21 protein-coding genes are annotated in these 22,482 nt (G+C 29.6%); 12 read left to right on the plus strand and 9 right to left on the minus strand.

Annotated features, from left to right (window positions below):
- Nucleotides 1-7: 7 nt before the first annotated feature.
- The 4 genes from F7018_RS13560 (at nt 8) to F7018_RS13575 (ending at nt 4,649) form a co-directional block, all read left to right on the plus strand.
- Nucleotides 8-931 carry a DUF368 domain-containing protein gene (locus F7018_RS13560; RefSeq protein WP_150900630.1) on the plus strand — a complete coding sequence of 308 codons (924 nt, stop codon included), beginning with the start codon at nt 8-10 and terminating at the stop codon, nt 929-931.
- Between the two features lie 34 nt (nt 932-965).
- Nucleotides 966-1,976, plus strand: coding sequence for a DUF368 domain-containing protein (locus F7018_RS13565; protein WP_150900631.1), 1,011 nt, complete (start codon nt 966-968; stop codon nt 1,974-1,976).
- A complete protein-coding gene (locus F7018_RS13570; protein WP_150900632.1) occupies nt 1,957-2,715 on the plus strand; it encodes a shikimate dehydrogenase family protein in 759 nt (252 codons plus the stop codon). The genes F7018_RS13565 and F7018_RS13570 overlap by 20 nt, the downstream gene beginning before the upstream one ends.
- A gap of 89 nt (nt 2,716-2,804) precedes the next feature.
- A complete protein-coding gene (locus tag F7018_RS13575; protein ID WP_150900633.1) occupies nt 2,805-4,649 on the plus strand; it encodes a DUF349 domain-containing protein in 1,845 nt (614 codons plus the stop codon).
- Between the two features lie 138 nt (nt 4,650-4,787).
- Here the strand turns inward: F7018_RS13575 and F7018_RS13580 are convergent, their stop codons facing one another.
- Both F7018_RS13580 and F7018_RS13585 read right to left on the minus strand, forming a co-directional pair.
- Nucleotides 4,788-5,558, minus strand: coding sequence for a zinc ribbon domain-containing protein (locus F7018_RS13580; RefSeq protein ID WP_150900634.1), 771 nt, complete (start codon nt 5,556-5,558; stop codon nt 4,788-4,790).
- Between the two features lie 3 nt (nt 5,559-5,561).
- Nucleotides 5,562-6,656 carry a Nif3-like dinuclear metal center hexameric protein gene (locus F7018_RS13585; RefSeq protein ID WP_150900635.1) on the minus strand — a complete coding sequence of 365 codons (1,095 nt, stop codon included), beginning with the start codon at nt 6,654-6,656 and terminating at the stop codon, nt 5,562-5,564.
- A 50-nt stretch (nt 6,657-6,706) separates the two neighbouring features.
- Here F7018_RS13585 and lpxK point away from each other — a divergent pair, with 50 nt between their 5' ends.
- Complete coding sequence (gene lpxK / locus F7018_RS13590) at nt 6,707-7,744, plus strand: tetraacyldisaccharide 4'-kinase (RefSeq protein ID WP_150900636.1); 1,038 nt, start codon at nt 6,707-6,709, stop codon at nt 7,742-7,744.
- 20 nt (nt 7,745-7,764) lie between these two features.
- Here the strand turns inward: lpxK and F7018_RS13595 are convergent, their stop codons facing one another.
- Genes F7018_RS13595 through F7018_RS13605 form a run of 3 tightly spaced genes read right to left on the minus strand, consistent with a single transcriptional unit; the run spans nt 7,765 to nt 10,123 of the window.
- Entirely contained in the window at nt 7,765-8,826 is a 1,062-nt protein-coding gene (locus F7018_RS13595) for a mannose-1-phosphate guanylyltransferase (RefSeq protein ID WP_150900637.1), read from the minus strand.
- Nucleotides 8,819-9,427, minus strand: a complete 609-nt coding sequence (locus F7018_RS13600; protein WP_150900638.1) for a SprT-like domain-containing protein — start codon at nt 9,425-9,427, stop codon at nt 8,819-8,821. Before F7018_RS13600 ends, F7018_RS13595 begins: the two co-directional genes overlap by 8 nt.
- Nucleotides 9,428-9,442: 15 nt before the next feature.
- Complete coding sequence (locus F7018_RS13605; protein ID WP_150900639.1) at nt 9,443-10,123, minus strand: SDR family NAD(P)-dependent oxidoreductase; 681 nt, start codon at nt 10,121-10,123, stop codon at nt 9,443-9,445.
- 76 nt (nt 10,124-10,199) lie between these two features.
- Between F7018_RS13605 and F7018_RS13610 the strand changes: the two genes are divergently transcribed.
- Together F7018_RS13610 and F7018_RS13615 are read left to right on the plus strand one after the other, a co-directional pair.
- Complete coding sequence (locus F7018_RS13610; RefSeq protein WP_150900640.1) at nt 10,200-11,483, plus strand: metal-dependent hydrolase family protein; 1,284 nt, start codon at nt 10,200-10,202, stop codon at nt 11,481-11,483.
- Between the two features lie 70 nt (nt 11,484-11,553).
- Complete coding sequence (locus tag F7018_RS13615; protein ID WP_150900642.1) at nt 11,554-12,567, plus strand: hypothetical protein; 1,014 nt, start codon at nt 11,554-11,556, stop codon at nt 12,565-12,567.
- Here the strand turns inward: F7018_RS13615 and F7018_RS13620 are convergent.
- Nucleotides 12,564-14,063: a hypothetical protein gene (locus F7018_RS13620; RefSeq protein WP_150900643.1), complete on the minus strand. Its 1,500-nt coding sequence runs from the start codon at nt 14,061-14,063 to the stop codon at nt 12,564-12,566. The two genes, F7018_RS13615 and F7018_RS13620, sit on opposite strands and share 4 nt — an antisense overlap.
- Before the next feature lie 47 nt (nt 14,064-14,110).
- Nucleotides 14,111-15,151 (minus strand): glutaminyl-peptide cyclotransferase, encoded by a 1,041-nt coding sequence (locus tag F7018_RS13625; RefSeq protein ID WP_150900645.1) that lies wholly within the window; start codon nt 15,149-15,151, stop codon nt 14,111-14,113.
- Between the two features lie 185 nt (nt 15,152-15,336).
- Between F7018_RS13625 and F7018_RS13630 the strand changes: the two genes are divergently transcribed.
- The 3 genes from F7018_RS13630 (at nt 15,337) to F7018_RS13640 (ending at nt 18,317) form a co-directional block, all read left to right on the plus strand.
- Nucleotides 15,337-15,588, plus strand: coding sequence for a type B 50S ribosomal protein L31 (locus tag F7018_RS13630; protein ID WP_150900646.1), 252 nt, complete (start codon nt 15,337-15,339; stop codon nt 15,586-15,588).
- A gap of 92 nt (nt 15,589-15,680) precedes the next feature.
- Nucleotides 15,681-17,192, plus strand: a complete 1,512-nt coding sequence (locus F7018_RS13635; RefSeq protein ID WP_150900647.1) for an FMN-binding glutamate synthase family protein — start codon at nt 15,681-15,683, stop codon at nt 17,190-17,192.
- A 27-nt stretch (nt 17,193-17,219) separates the two neighbouring features.
- The gene (locus tag F7018_RS13640; protein ID WP_150900648.1) at nt 17,220-18,317 is read left to right on the plus strand and encodes a class I SAM-dependent methyltransferase; all 1,098 of its coding nucleotides are present in this window, start codon (nt 17,220-17,222) and stop codon (nt 18,315-18,317) included.
- A gap of 29 nt (nt 18,318-18,346) precedes the next feature.
- Here the strand turns inward: F7018_RS13640 and F7018_RS13645 are convergent, their stop codons facing one another.
- Nucleotides 18,347-18,997 (minus strand): outer membrane beta-barrel protein, encoded by a 651-nt coding sequence (locus F7018_RS13645; RefSeq protein WP_150900649.1) that lies wholly within the window; start codon nt 18,995-18,997, stop codon nt 18,347-18,349.
- Between the two features lie 59 nt (nt 18,998-19,056).
- Nucleotides 19,057-20,226, minus strand: coding sequence for a histidine decarboxylase (locus F7018_RS13650; protein ID WP_150900651.1), 1,170 nt, complete (start codon nt 20,224-20,226; stop codon nt 19,057-19,059).
- 298 nt (nt 20,227-20,524) lie between these two features.
- Here F7018_RS13650 and ctlX point away from each other — a divergent pair, with 298 nt between their 5' ends.
- Nucleotides 20,525-21,448, plus strand: coding sequence for a citrulline utilization hydrolase CtlX (gene ctlX, locus F7018_RS13655; protein ID WP_150900653.1), 924 nt, complete (start codon nt 20,525-20,527; stop codon nt 21,446-21,448).
- A gap of 74 nt (nt 21,449-21,522) precedes the next feature.
- Nucleotides 21,523-22,386 (plus strand): OmpA family protein, encoded by an 864-nt coding sequence (locus F7018_RS13660; RefSeq protein ID WP_150900654.1) that lies wholly within the window; start codon nt 21,523-21,525, stop codon nt 22,384-22,386.
- The last annotated feature ends 96 nt before the right edge of the window (nt 22,387-22,482 follow it).

Genomic DNA, 22,482 nt, shown 5'->3' on the forward strand with positions numbered 1-22,482 from the left:
CTAACAAATGAATAGATCAACTAAAGATTACATGGTAATTACTTTAAAAGGAATTGCTATGGGGGCAGCTGATGTAGTACCAGGAGTTTCAGGAGGAACCATTGCCTTTATTTCAGGAATTTACGAAGAGCTTTTAGGTTCAATTAGTAATGTTAATTTAAGTCTCTTAAAAACTTTAAAAAGCAAAGGCTTTAAAGAAGCATGGAAACAATTAAATGGTAATTTTTTAGCATCACTTTTTATAGGGGTTTTTATAAGTATAGTTTCTTTAGCTAAAGTAATTTCTTGGTTATTAGTAAATCACCCTATTTTATTATGGTCGTTTTTCTTCGGGTTGGTCTTAGCTAGTGTAATTTATATTGCAAAACAAATTACTAAATGGAATGCAGTATCTATTGTCTTACTTGTCTTAGGAGCAGTTTTGGCATATTATATAACTACATTAAATCCAATGGTGTCTGAAAATTCATCAACACTGTTTATGTTTTTTGCAGGAGCAATTGCAATTTGCGCAATGATTTTACCAGGAATTTCAGGCTCATTTATTTTAGTTCTTTTAGGAGCTTATAAACCAGTTTTAGCAGCAATAAATAATCGAGATATTACAACAATAGTAGCTGTAGGTTTGGGAGCAATTATAGGGCTGTTATCTTTTTCTAGAGTGTTAAAGTATTTGTTTGCGAATTATAAAAATTATACGTTGGCAGCTTTAACAGGTTTTATAATTGGTTCTCTAAACAAAATATGGCCATGGAAAAAAGCACTAACTTACCGTACAAATTCTCATGGGGAACAAGTTCCTTTTAATGAGTTATCAATATCTCCATTTAATTTTGACGGAGACCCTCAAGTATTATATGCAACTATTCTAGCAGTTGTAGGTTTTTCATTAATTTTATTGTTAGAAAAATTAGCTGTAGAAAAACAATAATATTAAGGTATATTAGAACTTATATAAAATAAAGATGTATAACGAACGTACATTAATACAAAAGGTAAATCTTTTTTTAAAAGGGCTAGCTATGGGAGGGGCTAACAAAGTTCCAGGTGTCTCAGGAGGTATGGTAGCTTTTGTAATGGGGTTTTATGAAGAACTTATATTTACTTTTCAAAGAATAAATGCAAAAGCGTTTAAACTACTTTTAAATGGACGATTAAAAAGCTTTGCTCAATATACTAACTTACAGTTTTTAGCATTGGTCATGTTAGGAAGTATGTTTAGTTATTTTAGTGTTTCTCTAATACTAGATTATTTTTTAAAGCATTATGAACTTTATGTTTGGGCTTGGTTTTTTGGGATGATTATTGGTTCGATATTTTATATATCAAAAGACTTTAATGACTGGAGATTAAAGAATGTAATAAGTTTAATTTTTGGGGCTTCAATAGGAATAGCTATTAGTTTTATGACACCAGCAAAAGAAAACGATAATCTTTGGTTTGTTTTTGTTTGTGGTATTATAGGAGTTTCAGGAATGACATTGCCTGGTTTATCAGGTTCATTTATTCTAATTTTATTAGGGAATTATGTACTTCTTTTAGTAGATAGTGTAAATGCTTTAGGAAGTGTGATAACAAGTCTCTTGTCTGGCGATTTTGAAGTATTGGAAGATGAAGTAAAAGTTAGGTATTTAAAAGTTATTTCCGTATTTACAGCTGGTTCAGCTTTTGGATTAGTATCTATTTCACATGTTTTAGGATATGTTTTAAAAAGATGGCACCAAATAGTAACTGCTGTTATTATAGGATTCATTACTGGGTCACTTGGTATAGTATGGCCTTGGAAAAAAACAATTTATAAAGTAGACGATGATGGATCGTTTTTACTGGATAGAAACAGTAATAAAATCATAGAAAACTATGAAAGGTTTTTGCCAGACTTTACTATTCAAGAAACTTGGATTTCAATAGCTTATATTGTGTTTGGAATCGCCTTAATTTTAATTATAGAATTTTATGGGAGGAAAAGAAAATAAAAAACTTTTCGCTTTAGTAGGAAGAAATATATCATATTCATTTTCAAAAGGATATTTTACAAAAAAGTTTGAAGACTTAAAATTAGAGGAGAATGAATATGTTAATTTTGATATTCAGTCAATAAAAGAACTACCTAAAAAAATAAAAGAAAATAAAAACAATTTGAAAGGAATGAATGTTACTATTCCTTATAAATTGGAAGTGTTTAATTATTTAGATAAAATAGATAAGAAAGCTTTAAAGGTAGGGGCAGTTAATACAATACGTATCTCAAAAAAAGGAAAATTAAAAGGGTTTAATACCGATGTTTATGGTTTTAAAAAATCGTTGAAACCATTGTTAGAAAAGCATCATAAAAAGGCCTTAATTCTAGGTACAGGAGGAGCGTCTAAAGCAGTAGCTTATGTATTGGAAGAGTTAGGAATCAAATATAAATTTGTATCGAGAAGTCCTGAAGGGAAAAAAGAAATATCTTATAATGATTTGTCTAAAGGAATAATAGAAGCTTATCAAATTATTGTTAACTGTACTCCTTTAGGAACTTATCCAAATATAGACGATTGTCCAAATATTCCTTATGAAAATGTTACTTCAAAACATTTATTATACGATTTAATATACAATCCATCAGAAACAACATTTTTGAAAAAAGGAAAAGAAAAAGGAGCTATTATAAAAAATGGATTAGAGATGTTAGAACAACAAGCAGAGAAAGCTTGGAGAATTTGGAATAAGTAGAACTTTGAATTAGCTTAAAATAAAGTTTGCTATTTTATAAGAATGCGTATCTTTATAATCTAAATAAAAGGAACTTAAACATTGTAGATATGTTAGAAAATAACGAAGAGAAAATAGAGCAGCCAATTGTTGAAGATAGTGCTAAGGTAAATAAAGAGACTGAAAGTGCAGTAAGTGAAGTAGAAAATGAAGTTGCTAATGAAGCTGAAAAAGCTGATGAAAAACACGAAATACCAATGCCAGACTATGCTTCTATGGAGCTAGAGAAATTGGTAGAAGAGTTAACTAAATTATTAAAAACTTACCAAGTTCAACAGTTAAAGTCAAATGTAGATGCATTAAAAAATGCTTTCAATACAAAGTTTGGAGCATTATTGGCTAAGAAAAAAGAAGCTTTTTTAGCTGAAGGAGGTAACTCTATAGATTTTCAATTTTCTAGCCCAGTAAAAACTGAATACAATAAATTGTTAGGAGAATACAAGTCAAAAAGAGACGCTTATTATTCTCAATTAGAAAAGCAATTAAAAGAAAATTTAGAAAAAAGAAATGTTTTAATTGAAGAATTAAAAGAATTAATTGTAAATGCTGATCCTAAAACCATGTATAATGATTTTCAAGGAATTCAAAATAGATGGAAGGCAATAGGAGCGGTATCTAAAACGAAATACAATGACACTTGGAAAACATATCATCATCATGTAGAGCGTTTTTACGATTTATTACACTTAAACAAAGACTTTAGAGAACTTGACTTTAAGCATAATTTAGAAGAAAAATTAAAGTTAATAGCAAGAGCAGAAGCTCTAAACGAAGTAGCTGATGTAAATGTAGCATTCAAAGAGTTACAAGAGTTACACCGTTTATGGAAAGAAGAAATAGGGCCAGTAGGAAAGGAGCATAGGGAAGAAGTTTGGACTAAGTTTAGTGAAGCAACTAAGAAGATTCACGATAAACGTCACCAGTATTTTAAAGAGTTAAAATCGAAGTATCAAGAAATGATTGATGCGAAGTTAGAAGTTATTGCCGAGATTAACGCATATGATACATCTAACAACAAATCGCATAATGATTGGCAAAAAAGTATTGTTGAGATTGAAGCTCTACGAAAAAAATACTTTGATATAGGGAAATTACCTTATAACAAGAGTGAAGCTGTATGGCAAGAATTTAAAGCGGCTACCAAGAAATTTAATAGCGCAAAGAATATATTCTACAAAGGAGAAAAGAGTGCTCAAAATGAGAACTTAAAAAGAAAAATGGAACTTGTAGAGTTAGCAGAAAGTATTAAAGATAGTGAAGATTGGAATGAAACTACGAATACAATGAAGCGTATTCAAGCTGATTGGAAAAAGATTGGTCATGTTCCAAGAAAGTTTTCTGACGATATTTGGAAGCGTTTTAAAAATGCTTGTAATTATTACTTTGATAGATTACATGCTCAGAAAAACGAACAGAATAAAGAACAATTAGCTATTGTAGAAGCTAAAAAGGAGTATGTAGAGCAAATTAAAGCTTCTGAAAGCTTAACTTTAGAAGGAGTTCAAGAAAGTATTGCAAAATGGAGAGAATTAGGTTCTTTGCCAAGAAATGCACGTCATTTAGATGAAAAGTTCAATAAAGCTATTGATACTCATTTAGGAAATCTAAATATGAGTAGAAGCGATATTGAAATGATGAAGTTTAAAAATACTGTTGATACTTATTTGGCTCAAGAAGACTATAGAAAATTAGATGGTGAGCAGTATTTTATTCGTAAGAAAATTGATGAAACAGTTCGCGATATGCAGCAGTTAGAAAATAATTTAAGCTTTATTTCGAATGCAACAGAAGATAATCCTTTAGTACAAAATGTAAGAAAAGGAATCCAGAAGTTTAAAGATCAATTAGATGCTTGGCAAGCAAAATTAGATTACTTAAAAAAATTAGATTACTAATTTAAAGAATAAATTAAAAGAAAACTCGAATCGTATGATTCGAGTTTTTTTGTGTTTATAGTTATGAATGTTTTTATGCAAAATAAAAAAAGCTCTCGATATCGAGAGCTTTTAAAAATATGTTTTAAAAGATAAAAATTAAGCAAATAAGCTATCAATTTTTTCTTTTTCTTCTTGAGCTAAAGCTGCATCAACTAAAATACGTCCACTGTGCTCATCAATTGTAATTTTCTTACGATTAGCAATCTCTAACTGTACTTGTGGTGGAATTGTAAAGAAAGAACCTCCAGCAGCACCACGCTCAATAGCAACAACAGCTAATCCGTTTCTTACTTTGCTTCTAATTCTTTTATAAGCAGTTAATAAGTGAGCATCGATAGACTGAGAATATTCTTCAGACTTTTCTTTTAATAATTGCTCTTCTTTTTCTGTTTCTTTTAAGATGGCATCAAGTTCCCCTTTCTTATGAGATAAGTGGTTTTCTTGTAGCTTTAATTTATCTTTAGTACCAGAAATAACCTCATTCTTTTGAGCTATTTTTGCTTTGTATTCTTTAATTCTTTTTTCAGATAATTGAATTTCTAATTCTTGATATTCAATTTCTTTTGATAAAGAATCGAACTCACGATTGTTACGAACGTTCTTTTGTTGTTCTTCGTACTTAGCAATTAATGATTTAGACTCGTCAATAGCTAATTTCTTGTTGCTAATTTCAGTTTCTAAATTCTTAACATCTTCAGCTAAATTAGTAAGTCTAGTATTCAATCCGGCAACTTCATCTTCTAAATCTTCAACTTCTAAAGGTAATTCACCACGAACGTTTCTGATTTCGTCAATTCTAGAATCGATTAACTGTAAATCGTATAAGGCTCTTAACTTTTCTTCTACCGTTACTTCTTTTTTTGCCATCTGTTATATATAGTGTATTGGATTTGTACTTTTTTCGCTTAAAATAATTGCAAAAGTACTAAATTTTTTGCTAAGATAATCAATCAAAAGGTTTTTTGTAAACTGCTCACTTTCATAATGTCCAACATCGGCAAGTAATATTTTACTTTCCGCTTTAAAAAACTCATGATATTTAAAATCAGCACTAATATAAGCATCTGCTTTTGCTTTGATCGCATTTTTTATAGCAAAGCTACCTGAACCTCCTAAAACAGCTACTTTTTTAATAGACTTGTTCAGTATAGATGAATGTCTAACACATCCTGTTTTGAACGTATCTTTAACAAAAAGTAAAAAATCTTTTTCATTCATTTCGGTTGGTAAATCACCAACCATTCCCATACCAATATTTTGATTTACATTATTTAAAGTGATTACTTCGTATGCAACTTCTTCATAAGGATGAGATTTAAAAAGAGCTTGTATAATTTGAGATTCTAAAAAGCTATTAAAGGTTACAGAAATACAGGTTTCTTCTTCAAAAATTTCTTCACCTCTTTCCCCTACAGTTGGATTTGAGTTTTCATTACCTCTATAACTCCCTTGTCCTTGAAAGTTAAATGAACATTTATCATAATTGCCAATATTTCCTGCTCCTGCCTTGAATAATTCTTCTCTTACTTGATCGGCATTGCTAAGAGGAACATAGGTAGTCAACTTTTTAATTAATCCTTTTTTAGGAATTAAAGTTTTACAATTTTCTAAACCTAAAACTTCGCACATTTTAGCAGAAACTCCATTGTTTACATTATCTAAAGCAGTGTGAGTAGCATATATAGCAATATTATTTTGAATGGCTTTTAAAACTACTCTTTCTACATAATTATTGCCATTAATTTTTTTCAATCCGCTAAAAACAATTGGATGAAAACTTACAATTAAATTGCAGTTTTTAGCAATTGCTTCATCTACAATTTCTTCTAAAGTATCCAAAGTAACTAATACACCTGTAACTTCAGTAGAATAGTCACCTATTAATAAACCTACATTATCAAAATCCTCGGCATAAGCCAAAGGAGCTAATTCTTCAATGTAGTTTGTAATGTCTTTTATTTGCATAATATAAAATATCTTGAATCAAAGTTAAGATTTTTATTACTTTTGATACAATGAAGTTACTTCGATTTTTATTATTTCCGTTTGCAATTTTATATGATATAATTACCTCAATACGTAATTGGTTTTTTGATATTGGGATTTTAAAATCTACCTCATTTAACATACCTGTTATAGCAGTGGGAAACTTAAGTGTTGGAGGAACTGGGAAATCTCCTCAGATTGAATATTTAATAAGGTTGTTAAAAAACGATTTTAAGATAGCTACTTTGAGTAGAGGTTATAAAAGAAAAACTAAAGGCTTTCAAATTTTAAAAACTAATCATACAGCAGCTGATGTTGGAGATGAACCATTACAATTTTTTAAAAAGTTTGGAAAAGAAATAATAGTAGCTGTAGATGCAGATAGAACTAATGGAATTCAACAATTACTAAAAAAAGATACTCCGCCAGAAATAGTTTTATTGGATGATGCTTACCAACATAGAAAAGTAAAGGCGAGTACTTATGTGTTATTAACCAAGTATAGTGATTTATTTGTTGATGACTTTATATTACCAACGGGAAATTTGAGAGAAAGTAGAAGAGGTAGTAAAAGAGCACAAGCAATTGTAGTAACAAAATGTCCTGAAAATTTGTCAAAAGAAGAACAAAATGAAATTAAACAAAGAATTAAGTTAAGAGAGAATCAACAACTGTTTTTTACAAGTATTTCTTATGATGAAGAATTAAAAGGGAAAGGAATAGAGCTTACAATTTCTGATTTAAAAAGTAAAGAAGTTTTGTTAGTAACTGGGATAGCAAATCCTACTTCTTTATTAAGTTATCTTTCAGCAGAAGGAATAAACTATAAACATTTGAAATATCCAGATCATTATGAATTTACAGAGAATGATATTTTAAAAATAGAAAATGAGTTTAAAGGAGTAAATTCTAATGATAAAATTCTTTTAACTACAGAAAAGGACTATATGCGATTAGAGAATAAGCTAGAAGACGTATCTTATATTTCAATAAAAAGTGAATTTATACCGAGAAATGAAGAGTTTAATGAGTTTATTCTTAATGAAATAAAAAAAACGAAGCTTTAACAGCTTCGTTTTTATTTTGATTAAAGTTTGTTTTTAACTTCTGCGCTAATTTGTTTAATATCTTGTTCGTCTTTTCGGGGGCAAATTAAAATAACATCATCTTTTTCTACTATGATAAAATCGTTTAGTCCTTGAACAACCACTTTTTTACCATTTTGAGTTCTAACCATGTTTCCATTAGCATCTCTAAAAATAGTTTTTGAGCCTACAATAGCATTTTGTTGCGAATCTTTCCCTAGTTTATTATAAAGAGATCCCCAAGTGCCTAAATCATTCCATCCAAAATCAACAGGTAATACATGAACGTTTTTAGCTCTTTCCATTACACCAAAATCAATTGAAATGTTTTCACATTTCTCGTAATTACTTTTAATGAAATCGTCTTCAAAATCTGTGTTATATACATTGTTACCGTCATCTAAAGTAGTAACCATGTTAGGAAGATGTTCTTTAAAAGCATTTAAAATACTTTTTGCAGACCAAACAAAAATTCCAGCATTCCATAGATAATCACCACTAGCTAAAAATTCCTTAGCTTTTTCTAAATTTGGTTTCTCAGTAAAGTTTTTTACTTTTTTTATAGTGTTAGAACTCTCTTCGAAATTAATGTACCCATAACCAGTATTTGGAGAATCAGGTTGGATACCTAAAGTCATTAAAATGTCACTACTCGCAGAAGCTTCAAATGATGTTTCAATATTGTTTAAAAACTCAGTTTCGTTTTCAATCCAGTGGTCAGAAGGAGCAACCAACATAAGAGCATCTGGATTTTGATTGTAAATTTTTAAAGCAGCATATAAAATACAAGGAGCTGTATTTCGCATTGCAGGTTCTAATAATAATTGTTTTTTAGAAGTTTTAGGTAGTTGTTCAAGTACTAAAGCTTCGTAGCGTTCATTGGTTGCAATTAATATGTTTTCTGAAGGAATTAATTGATTAATTCTATTGTAAGTACGTTGAATTAAAGATTCTCCAGTACCTAACATATCATGAAATTGTTTAGGATACTCTTGTGTGCTTACTGGCCAAAATCGAGAGCCAATACCGCCAGCCATGACTACTGCGTAATAATTGTTATTCATGTTTAAAGCTATTTTTTATAATTAGTACTTCTGCATTCTGATTAAATAAATATACTCGTTTGTTTGTTAAATTTAAGCATTCATATCGAGTTCTCCGCTTATTTCCTCTTTTATATAATGTATTTTTAAATTGAAAGATACTATCGAAAGGTATTTCAAAAATAAAACTCTTGCCAGTTTCGGCTTTTCCTCCTCGTAAAGCTAATGATAATTGAGGGTCAGTATCAGTACTTGCTTTTGGATTTTTAAAGTAATTAGCTAAAAAAGGAAGCATTTCTTTAGGATAAATCTCAGGTTGTAAAAAAGGAAGCATTAAATGTTGAAAAATCATCTTCCATTCTTTACCATGAGCTTGAACTCTGCCAAATTTTTTATGAACAACATGATGTGCAATTTCATGAACTAAGGTTAACAAAAACTGATGTTTGTTTAGATTATTGTTTACAGTTATTTGAGTTTGTCCATTAGGAAAAGTTCTAAAATCACCATGCTTAGTTTGTCGTTGATTAACAATCTTGAGGTTAATTTTATGTTCGTTAATTAGATATATAACTAACGGAACTGCTTTTTCTGGAATATATTTTATAAGGGTGTTATGCAAAGATAAATGTCTTTTTTATGGAGTAGAACTAGAAACTTGTAATACTTTACCGTTATAAAATTTATTACCGGTTAAAGAAAAATCAAAGATATAATTAGCCATTTCTTTTGCAGATAGTGGAGCTATATATCCAGGGAAAGCTTCTTCTAACATTTCTGTTTGAACTGCTCCTAAGGCTAATACATTAAAAGCGATTTGTTCTTCTTTATATTCTTCGGCTAATAATTCAGATAAAGTTATTACTGCACCTTTTGCAGAACTGTATGCAGCAAGTCCAGGGAACTTCATACTTCCTTGAATTCCTCCCATAGAACTTACCGTAATAACATGACTTCCTTTTTCCATAAACGGAAGAACATTCTTTGTTAATTCAGCAACAGCAAAAACATTTACTTTGTATACTTCTTCAAAATCGGAAGTAGTTAATTCGCTAAAAGGTTTATTGATTAATTTTCCTGCATTATTGATTAAGATATCTACTTTTTTCCAGTCAGACTTTACAAAGTCTATAGCCTTTTTTATGTCGTCAGAATTTGATAAATCAACAGAAAGAGTAGTTATATTTTGATGGTTTATAGTATCTAGTGGGGTAGTATTTCTTGATAAAGCTAATACTTTATGTCCTTTATTAGCAAATTGTTGAGCTAGTTCTAAGCCAATTCCTCTACTAGTTCCAGTAATTATAATATGTTTCATTCAGTAAATAGAAAAAATTAAAAGGCAAGCTACATAAAAAAACGTTACATTTATTGTCGAATCTTAATATTTTATCATGAAAAAAATCAGTTTATTCATTTTTCTAATTTGTATTATAACATCTGTGAAAGCACAAAACACATATATTTTATGTGGAAAAATTATTGATACAGAAAAAGGAGTTATAAAAGAAAAGCAAACTTTGGTTGTAAACGGAAATAAAATAACAAATGTTTTTAATGGATATATTTTACCTCGTGATAAAACCTCAAAGACAATTGATTTAAAAGATAAAGTAGTACTTCCGGGATTAATAGATATGCATGTACACATAGAAAGCGAGCACAGCCCGAAAACAAGGTTGAATAGATATATAAAAAATGAAGCAGACATTGCCTTTAATTCAGTTGGTTTTGCTAAAACAACATTATTAAAAGGTTTTACTACTGTTCGCGATTTGGGAGGAACTGGAGTAAATATAGCTATAAGAAAAGCAATTAATGCCGGTAAAATACCAGGGCCAAGAGTATTTACAGCAGGGAAAGCACTAGCAACTACAGGAGGACATGCAGATCCTACCAATGGAAGTAGCAGGAGATTAATTGGAAACCCTGGTCCAAAAGAAGGAGTGGTAAATAGTGTTGAGGATGCAAAAAAAGCAGTGCGTCAACGTTATAAAAATGGTGCCGATTGTATTAAGATTACAGCTACAGGAGGGGTTCTTAGTGTAGCTAAAAGTGGTGATAATCCACAGTTTACAGTAGAAGAAATAAAAGCTATCTGTGATATGGCAAAAGATTACGGAATGCATGTAGCTGCGCATGCACATGGAGATGAAGGAATGCAAAGAGCAATTATAGGAGGGGTTAAAACCATTGAGCACGGTACTTATATGAGTGATAAAACAATGGAGTTAATGAAAAAGCATAACGCTTATTTAGTTCCTACTATTACTGCAGGTAAAGAAGTAGAGGAAAAAGCTAAGGTGAAAGATTTCTACCCAGCAATAGTTGTACCTAAAGCCTTAGCGGTAGGACCACAAATACAAGGAACTTTTGCAAAAGCTTATAAGAAAGGAGTAGGTATTGCTTTTGGTACCGATGCAGGTGTTTTTAAGCATGGAAATAATGCCAAAGAATTTGGTTATATGGTAGAGGCAGGAATGCCAGCAATGGAAGCTATACAGTCAGCAACAATTACTAATGCCAAAATTTTAGAAATGGAGAATGAAATAGGGCAACTAAAAAAAGGTTTTTTGGCTGATATAGTTGCTGTAAATGAAGATCCTACGAAAAATATTAATACAATGGAGAATGTTGTTTTTGTTATGAAAAATGGAAAAGTATACAAGAAAAAATAATTAAAATAAAGAGTAACAAAAAACATGAATAAGCTACTAATAAGTAAAGATTAACTTAAAAGAGCTAAGTATGTTTACCAAACTTAATATCCAGAATAATTTAATAGTTTTTGGAATACCTTTATTGATGATTTTATCACTAGTAGCTGTGGTAAAATCATCTTTTTTTATACCAAGAATTTCACCTTTTGTTATTGTTGATTTTTTAATTACAATACCTCTAGTTTATTTCTTTTTAATAAGGAAAAAAGAAATATCAAATAAAACAACTATTACTGTTGCTTTTTTAGGTTTAGCTATAGCAAGTGTAATTTTACCCAAAGAAAATCAAGAAATAATTGGAAGAATAAGAATAGTTTTATTGCCCTTAGTAGAGATTTTTTTAATAGGGTTTGTCATTATAAAAGCAGGGAAGGTTATAAGAAAAGTAAAAAGTACTACTAATAATTCTCTTGATTTTTTCGATTCAATGCAGTTGGTATGTAATGATATCTTACCTTATGGTTTAGGAAGTGTTTTTGCAGCTGAAATTTCAGTAGTGTACTATAGTTTATTTAATTGGAGAAAGAAACAACTTAAAGAAAATGAATATAGTTATCATAAAAATAGCACGGCTGTAAGTGTCATATTAGGTTTTTTATTGGTAGTGGTGGTTGAAATGTTTGTAACTCATGCTATGATGGAACAAGGAAATGTAAAAGGTTCTTTCGTGTTAGGGGTTTTAAGTGTATATACAGCATTACAAGTAATAGCAGTTTTACGTTCTTTAGCTAAAAGGCCTATTTATATTGATATAGAAAAAGAACAATTAGTGCTAAGATTTGGTATTATTGCCAATGCAGTTATTCCTTTTAATGAGATAAAGGAAATAGAGGTGAGTACTAAAGATATTCCAGAAAAAAGTTCAATCAAATACTTTTCGCCATTGGGAAGTTCTGGAGGGCATAATGTAGTGATACATTTTAAAGAAAAAATAAAATTTAATAGTTTTTACGGTATTTCTAAAAGTGCAGTTTCTTTAGCCTTGTTTGTAGATAAACAAAATGATTTTAAACAAAAAATAGGACAACATATTACTTTTTAAAAAGTAATATGTTGGTAAGCTCCTATATCAGGATTTGTAGTTCTATTAACTCCTAAAATATCTTCAGAAATGGAAGAGGCTTTAGCTTTGTTAATAGCATCACTTTTTTCGCCAATAATAAAATCGTTCATGGAAGTATCTCTAAAGTAAGGATCACCATTTAAAATATTATTTTGGTAATGACTAACGTCGTTAAAATTTAACTCATTATTGTTGGTGAAAGAATTATTAAAATCATTAAAATCAATCATTGAATTTTCAAAATTATAATTGAAAGTAGTTCCATTTATTTTATCTAGTATTAGTTCAATATTATTATTCCCACTAATAATGCAATTGGTAAAATTAGCAGCTACTAAGTCTCTAGTTAATGTAACCTCGTTGTTGTTACTATCAGTAATTGTAATGTGATTATTAACTAATACAGTAGGTAACTGGCGTATGCTATTTCTCCAATAATTAGCAAAAGTAGAATGTGTAAAGTTATAAGTTCCACCAAATGTACAAGCTAAGGATGATTGTCCAGAAGAGCCAATTACAAGGTTTTCACCAAGAATGTTGGTGTCTCTTCCTAAAATACCATAGTTAGAGTTATTATAAATCTCAGAGTTCTTAATAGATAAAGTAGGTGAGGTGTTTGAACCAATACTGTCTACAAGTATACCAACCACACCATTTTTGATTAAAGCATGATTGATTTCATTTTCTTTACTACCAGCACGCATCCATATGGTTCCCCATTGTCCTGGAATGTTACTAAAAGCATGTTCTAGTCTATCTCCTTCAAAAGAAACTTTTTTGTTTAGAGTTCCATTAACTTTTAAACTTCCTTTTTTATCAATAATTAATCCAGAGTTTTTATGGAAGTGAATTTTGGCTCCAGCATCAATTGTAAGCGTCTTATCAGCAGCAACTGCAGCATATCCATAAATAACATAAGGCTTTTCATCAGTAAAAGTCAATTCTGAATCTTTTAGAAAACGACCTTGTATTTTTGAATCTTTTCCATCAATAGTTAAGGTTTCAATTCCCATGCTATTTTTTGAAGGAAATATAAAGTTAGCATCCTGGACTAGAGTAACTAGATCAACATCTTGTTGATTGTTTCCATTATCAAATAATATTTTATCGGTATATAACGGGTCAGAAACTGTACTAAAATCTATAGTGGTTTCTACAAATACATAGATACTATCGTTTGCTAAAATATCAATATCACTAAAGTTTTTTCCTGCTGTTCCATCAACATTTAAACGATAATTTGAAGAAACACCATTTTCTAGCTTAATTTCAGGAATGGTAATAGCTTTGTTACTTCTGTTATAAACTTTTAAATTATAGGTTGCAGAACCTATGTTAGTGAAAATTGTGTCAAGAAAAACGGTATCTTTAGAAAATTGAAGTTTACCAAAATTAGGAACAGTGTCAAAATCTTTTCTACATGAACTAACTACAATTAAAATAATGATAGATAAAATTTGAAGGGTATATCTCATATGTAAAATGTATTCAGGATTTTTTCAAAAAACTAAAGGTAAATATTTTATTGTTTAATTAACTCAATTTCAAATAATTTCCCCCAATGTTTTCCTGTAACATATAGCTTATTGTTTTCTTTGTCGTAAGCAATACCGTTCAAAACTTCATCATTAGGCTCTAAAGTTTGGTCTTTAGCAACAATATCTCTTAACCCATTTAAATCAGCTACGCCTTCAACAACACCAGTCTTTGGATTGATAATTACAATAGAATTTTGTTGCCATTTGTTTGCGTAAATTTTATTGTTAATTAATTCAATCTCATTTAAATTATCAACAGGATATTTGTTTGTGTATACTTGAATACTTCTTTTTTCATTTTGGTTTTCAGGATTTAAAAACCAAATTTTATTAGTACCATCAGATTTTATTAATTCATTATTGTTATGAGTTAATCCCCATCCTTCATTACTATTATTGTAATCAAACTCTCCAACTTGTTTAAAACTTTCTAAATCGTAAATAAAACCTTTACGAGCTTGCCATGTTAACCAGTAAATTTTGTTGTTAAAAATGGTCATCCCTTCTCCAAAGTACTTGTCGTTTAAATCTATTTTTTGAAGAACTTCTCCAGTTTTTAAATCTATTTTTCTTAAAGATGATTGACCTCTACGCCCTGTAGTTTCATATAGAAAGCCATCTTTATATTCTAAACCTTGAGTATATGCGCTTTTGTCGTGAGGAAAAGTATTTACAATTTTATAAGTATAAATAGCAGGAGCATCCTTTGCTAGAACTTCTATAGAACCTGTAACTTTTTTAGATTTTCCAGGGTAAAAAGCCAATGCAGTTACAGTATGCTTTCCAACACCAAAGTCGTTAGTGTTAATGGCTATACTAGTTTCGTTTTTATTCACACGTTTTTGATCAACAAATAAATGAACAGAATCAATTTTTGCTCCTTTAGTTTGTTCAAATTTTATTGCTGCTTTTTTACCTAAAGTAGTTTTTTTAGAGGTATTTAGCTTAAATTTGTATCCAGTATCGCTACAAGAAGTCATTGTTATTACTGATAAAGCTAAAGCAAAGTATGTATAAATACGCATATTTTATAGTTTGATTTCTAATTTATTCGTTTTCACTACAAATTAAAACAATTTATTTGTTTGAAAATTAAAAAATATGGTTAAATTTGCAGCCTCAAACAGCTAAAAATATTTTTTAGTGTAAAACCTTACCAATTTTACAGTGTTTGACAAATAATTAAAACAATATTTAAAAGTCATTTAAGATGCAAAAAGGAATACATCCAGAAAATTATAGAATGGTAGCTTTTAAAGATATGTCGAATGGAGATGTATTTTTAACTCGTTCAACAGCTAACACTAAAGAAACTTTAGAAGTTGACGGAGTTGAGTATCCATTAATCAAATTAGAAATTTCAAGAACTTCTCACCCTTTCTATACAGGTAAGTCTAAGTTAGTTGATACTGCAGGACGTATTGACAAGTTCAAAAACAAATACGCGAAATTCAAAAAATAATTTCAAGTATATAAGATATACAAGAGCTCTAACAACTGTTAGAGCTTTTTTTATGTCAAAATTCTTGTATTTTAGCTACAAAACTAACAAAAATGAGAGATACTATTTTAACTGTGGTTATAGTAGTAAATGTATTATGTGGGGTATTGGTATACTTTATGCCCGATATGGGAAATTACATATTACTTACTATAGCTTCGGCAATTACCCTGCTAGCTATATATGATGCTTTTATTCAAAAAAAACACTCTTTAATGAGAGCATTTCCTGTAGTAGCACGTTTGCGTTGGGTGTTTGAAGAAGAACGTGAAAAAATTCAACAATATTTCATAGAAGATGATTTGAATGGAACACCTATTAACCGTGAAAAAAGAAGTATTGTATATCAACGAGCAAAAAAAGAAATAGAAACAGTACCTTTTGGAACACAACACAATGTATATGAGAAAGGGTATGAGTTTGTAAAACATTCGTTATTCCCAAAAAATCATCATCATGTTAAAGGAGATAGAGTAGTTATTGGTTCTAATAAGTGTACTCAAAAATATAGTGCTTCGATTATAAATATTTCAGCAATGTCCTTTGGTTCTCTAAGTAAAAATGCAATTATGGCATTAAATCAGGGAGCCAAAATGGGAAACTTTGCTCATAACACTGGTGAGGGAGGAATTTCTCCGTATCATTTACAAGGTGGAGATTTAATTTTTCAAGTTGGTACAGGGTATTTTGGAGCAGGAAAGAGTGTAGATGGAAAACGTGTTTTTGATGATGAGGTTTTTAAAAAGAATGCTATTAGACCTGAGGTGAAAATGATTGAGATTAAATTTTCTCAAGGTGCAAAACCAGGTCATGGAGGAATTTTGCCAGCCAAAAAGAATACTGAAGAAATAGCAAAGATTCGTTCGGTTGAGCCATTTACTCGTGTAGATTCTCCACCAAATCATGATGCATTTTCTAATTTTGAAGAAATGATTACGTTTATTCAAAGAGTAAGAGAATTAGCTGAAGGAAAACCAATTGGTATTAAGTTTTGTGTAGGAGATAATGAGGAAATTGAAGAAATGATTAAAGCATTTGCTGAAGCTAACAATTATCCTGATTTTATTGCTGTTGATGGAGGAGAAGGAGGAACAGGATCAGCGCCTTTAGAGTTTTCTAATTATGTTGGTACCCCCTTATTGGAAGGATTAGCGTTTGTGAATAAAATGCTGAAAAAATACAAGTTAAAAGAAGAGATAAAAATTATTGCTAGTGGTAAAGCAATTGATGCTTTTGATATTGTAAAGTACAAGAGTTTAGGAGCTGATGTTATTGGTATGGCTCGTAGTTTTATGTTGAGCTTAGGTTGTATACAAGCTAGAGAATGTAATTTAGACACTTGTCCTGTAGGTGTAGCAACACAAGATGAAGATTTAGTAGAGGCGTTGGTTGTAGGGGATAAAAATATTAGAGTTAAAAATTATCATTCAAAAACAATAGATGCAGTAAAAGAAGTAGTAGCCGCTATGGGGAAAGAAACAATTTCGGAAGTGGAAGCAAAACATATTTTTAGAAGAAATAAAGCAGGAGATATTACTTCGTTAGATAAAATATATTTCTCTTAAAAAAAAGATAATTAAAAAAGAAATTTATTGGAGTCAATAGTAGAGGTTAATTCAGTAAAATATGAATTAATACGTTACCCAAAAACATTTGATAAGTCGTTAAGAGCTTGGAGTAATGCTGAGCTTTTAGTGTTAGATTATATTACTGAAAAAGGATATGAAAATGTTCATTTATTTAATGATCGATTTGGGATTTGGAATTGTGCATTAAGTGATAAAAATCTAACAACAGTTTGGACTTATGCTAGTCAACAAAAAGCAATCGAACAGAATTTAAAGCTTAATAAGTTATTTAAAAAGGGAGCTTATAAAACACCTTTAGATTCTTTAGAAAAAGTTGATTTAGCAATTATAAAAGTCCCAAAATCTATAGAGTTGTTTGAGTTGTTCTTACAACAAATTCACAAAGCTTCAAAAGAAAATGTTGAGGTGGTATGTGGATTTATGACCAAATATTTTTCAGCTTCTATTTTAAAAATAGCAGAGAAATATTTCGATTCTATTGAGCAAACTAAAGCATGGAAAAAAGCTAGATTGTTGATTTTAAAGAATCCTAAAAGAAACATTGAGTACAAGGAATTGATTAATGAAATTGATTGGAAAGAAGATGTGTTAAAACAATATTATGGAGTATTTTCTTCAAAAAGTATTGATATTGGAACACAGTTCTTTTTAGAAAGTTTAAATTTAAAAGCTAATGAATTAAAGGTGTTAGATGTTGCTTCTGGTAATGGAATTATAGCTTATGAAGTAACTAAACAAAATCCTGATGTTGAAGTAACATTAATAGATGATTTTAACTTAGCAATAGAATCATCAAAGTTAAATTTAAAAGATAAAAAAACACATTTTATTTGTGCTGATACATTAAATGCTTTAGAAATAGAATCGTTTGATTTAGTGGTGTCGAATCCACCTTTTCATTTTGAGTATGAAAATAATATAGAAGTAGCTTTAAATCTTTTTAGAGGAGTACATAGTTGTTTAAAAAACAATGGGAGATTTGTGTTAGTAGCCAACTCACATCTAAATTATAGTACACATTTAAGTAAACTTTTTAAAAAGGTAACTATCTTGAAACAAAATAAGAAGTTTGATATTATAGAATGTATAAAAAAACGCTAAGAATTTTTCTTAGCGTTTTTATTAGTTATTTACCAGTAATAAGATATTCCAAAGTTTAAATTAGAGGAATTTAGATTAAAGTTGAAATTATCAATCTCTTGAATTGAATTATTTGGAAAATGAGTATGGTTAGATTTGGTGTAACCTAATGCTCCAATATTAGCTTCTAACGCAATTTTTTTATTTAAAAAATAAGTGATACCTGGTCTTATTCCTATGAAATAGTAGTTAGCTTTACTTAGGTTAGTGTTGTTTAAGCTGTTATAGTCGTTTTCATATTTCGAATATGTATAACGAAATTCACCATGTAAGGTAAAGGCTAGTTTTTGTCCAAGAGAAAAATATTTTTTGATGTAAGGAAATATACTGTATGATTCATTTTTGGTAAAATTCTTTGTGTTTGTAAAATTGAGATCATTTTTATGATAATTATAACCTAATCCGAGTCCAATAATTAAGTTGTTATTTATGGAGAAACCAATTTTAGGACTAAAATTAAAACCTATTTGGTCCGATTTTTCCATATTTTGATTAGATTTAGAGTTATTAGAAACTAGAGACATTCCTCCATTTAAATACCAAGTTCCTTTTTGGATAGTTAATTTTTCTTTTTTAGTAGATTCTTGTCCATAGGCAAAAGACAATGCTATAAGCATTGTACATAATAATAGTTTTTTCATGCATAAATTTTTAAATTAATAGAATGAAAACTTAACAAAAATTGTACCAAATAAAAAGATTAGCTTAAAGAGAAATCGTAAGAAAACTCATCTTCAATTATAGGTTCTTTACAGTTTTTGATGTCGTAAATAAATTCATCTATTTGCGATTTCGTCACATTAGGCATGCATATAACATGAGAAATATCTCCTTCAGTAGCTAGTTGCCATTTATCTTTCACTCTTTTAGATGTTTTAGGAAGTACAACTGTTATGGCATTTGGATTTCTCCAAGCATTAATACCAATCTTTTTCAATTCTTTTTCACAGTATTCTGCAACTTCTAAGCTATGTTGATAACGTTCTTGCAATCCTTTTACGCCAAGTTTTTTTAAAGCGTACCATAGAAATAAAGGAGAGTGTCCGTTTCGAGATCCAGTAATAGTTGTGTCTGAAGAACCAATATAAGAAATACCTTTAGCTATTCGGTCTCTGTTAGATCTTTTAGCTAATAACACTCCAGTTGGAATGGGAGAACCAATAAATTTATGACCACTTATAGAAATACTATCAGCACCATCAATAAAATCAAAAGGTAATCGAGGTTGCATAAATGGTCCAAAAGATCCAGCTAGTGCCGCATCACAATGTATGTAGTTGTCTTGAATAGCTAAATTGCTTAATATATTTTTAATTCTAGAAACATCATCTTTAGCTTCTTTCATGGTAGTTCCAAAAGTAGCTAAAACAATAACTGGTTTATGACGATTCATACGAACAGTATTTTCAAAATCTTCATAATCAATTTCTCCATTTTCTTGTGATTTAATCACGATACTTGGAATGTTTAATAAATGAATGTTTTTACGAACACTATAGTGAGTAGATTCAGAATAATAAACAATGGCTTTAGGAAATAACTCACGAGCAAGATATAAGCCATATAAATTACTTTCAGAACCCCCATTGGTAACATACCCCCAAAAGTCTTTTGGATTTGCTCTAAATAATTTAGCAAAGAAAGCAATTACTTCACGTTCCATTTCATGTGTTTGTACACGATAAGTTCCCTGTTCAAAAGGATCACCAAGATTATTAATAGGGTATTTGAAAAACTTATTTAATTCAGAATAATCAAAATCTTTAGATACAGGGTATCCTAAAAAGGTGTCGCGAGCAGTAGTTAATTCGGTATGCAAATTATCTAGTTTTTGCTGACTTTCTATAGGTAGTTTGTTGTTGTTTGTCATAATCTGAAAAATTTAGCGGGCAAAAGTAATATGTATAATGATATGAGTCAGTTTTAATTTTAATAAATAGATTATTTTTCTGTTTATTTAATTTTATTAGATTTTTTATCTGTTTTAAATATCTAGGTTAAAGCTGTATAATTCTTTTTTCACTTGAAAAATAGTCAAGGAGACGATTTGCGAAGAATTCTAACATGAATTTTAAAAAAAACTTTAATTAACTAGCTCTTTTGTGTCTATCTTTGACAGAAATTAAGTAACAAAGTTAGAGGTTGAGTATCCATAAAATTTCATAAGAATGAAGCAAACAACTAATACTATTTTAATGGTTCGTCCAGCAAGTTTTAGAATGAACGAGCAAACAGCTGTTAACAATTATTATCAACAAGAGTTAGCAGGAATGTTACCAGCATCTATTAATGCAAAAGCAGAGGCAGAGTTTGATGTTTTTGTAGATAAGTTAAGAGAAAAAGGAATAAAAGTAATTGTGGTTCAGGATACTAAAGAGCCTGATACGCCAGATGCTTTGTTTCCAAATAATTGGATTTCATTTCATGAAAATGGGGATGTTGCTATTTATCCTATGTTTGCTAAAAACCGTCGTTTAGAAAAACGGGAAGATGTTTTAGATATACTGGAAGAAAACGGATTTGAAATTAAAAACGTAATAGATTATTCGGAAGCAGAGGAAGAAGGTATATTTCTTGAAGGTACTGGTAGTATGATTTTAGATAGACAAAATAGAAAAGCCTATTGTGCTTTATCTCCAAGAGCAGATGAAGAGTTATTTATTGAGTTTTGTGAAGATTTTGAATATACTCCAGTAGTTTTTATAGCCAATCAAACAGTTAAAGAAAGAAGAGAAGCTATTTATCATACCAATGTTATGATGTGTGTTGGAGAAACTTTTGCAATAATTTGCTTAGATGCAATTGATGATAAAAAAGAAAAGAAAAATGTGTTGAAGCATTTAAAGTCAGATGGTAAAGAGGTAATAGCTATCTCAGAAGAGCAAGTAACTCAATTTGCAGGAAATATGTTACAAGTTAGAGGTGAAAATGATAAGCGCTTTTTAATAATGAGTAGTTCTGCTTATAAATCTTTAACAAAAGAGCAGTTACAGAAAATTGAAAAGCATAATGAGGTAATTCATTCATCGTTAGAAACTATAGAAACTTGTGGAGGAGGTAGCGCTCGTTGTATGATGGCAGAGGTTTTTTAATATTTAGTGTTGGGTTTTATACTAAAGAAGTAAAAAGTAAGTTTATTAGGTAAATAACCTAATACAAATCAAAAATGAAAAATTTTTCCCTTTTATTAATGGTTGCTGTAATGGCAACAGCTTGTGTTTCTAAAAAGAAATATGTAGAGTTAGAAAACAAGTATAAAGACACGAGAGGAGCTCTTCAAAAAACAGCTTTTGAAAAAGAGCAACTAGAAGCAAAGTTCTCTAAAATAGAAAAGAGAATCGATAATTATAACAAGAAATTAAACTCGTTAAATAATTTAAATTCTGATTTACAAAAAGAGAATGATATAAAATTAGATATGGTTCAAGGAACTGTAATCTCTAATTCGATGAAAGAAAAGATGCGTAAAACATTAAAAAATGTTGATTCAGCTGAATTAGCAAATGCTAAAACGCTAAAGGATTCTATGAATGTTGCAGTGTCTTATAAATTGAAAAAATCAATAAATAAAAACTCTTTAGAAAATTCTGAAGATGTAAATGTAAATATTGATAAAACTGTAGTGATGATCTCTATTTCAGATAAAATGTTATTCAGGTCAGGAAGCTACAGAATAAGTAGTAAAGCTTATAAAGTACTTAAAAAATTATCTGAAATTATAAAATCTGAACCAAGCATGGATGTTATGATTGAAGGACATACAGATTCACAGCAAATTCATAATGAAGTATTACAAGATAACTGGGATTTAAGTGTGAAAAGAGCAACATCTATTGTTCGTGTTTTAGAAAAAAAATATGGAATAGAACCGAGTAGATTAATCGCTTCAGGTAGAGGATCATCATTACCATTAGTAGATAATAATACAAGAAAAAATAGAGCAAAAAACAGAAGAACAAAAATTATTATTTTACCTAATTTAGATAAGTTTTTTGGTTTGTTAGCTCAAGAAGAAACAATAAAGCCTTAAAAGGAATAATTAGTACAGATATAAAAAACTCGAAGTTAAATTTAGCTTCGAGTTTTTTTATGTGTTAATTTAATTTTTTTTGAAATAATTATATTT

Source organism: Tenacibaculum aiptasiae, from assembly GCF_008806755.1.
Taxonomy (GTDB): domain Bacteria; phylum Bacteroidota; class Bacteroidia; order Flavobacteriales; family Flavobacteriaceae; genus Polaribacter; species Polaribacter aiptasiae.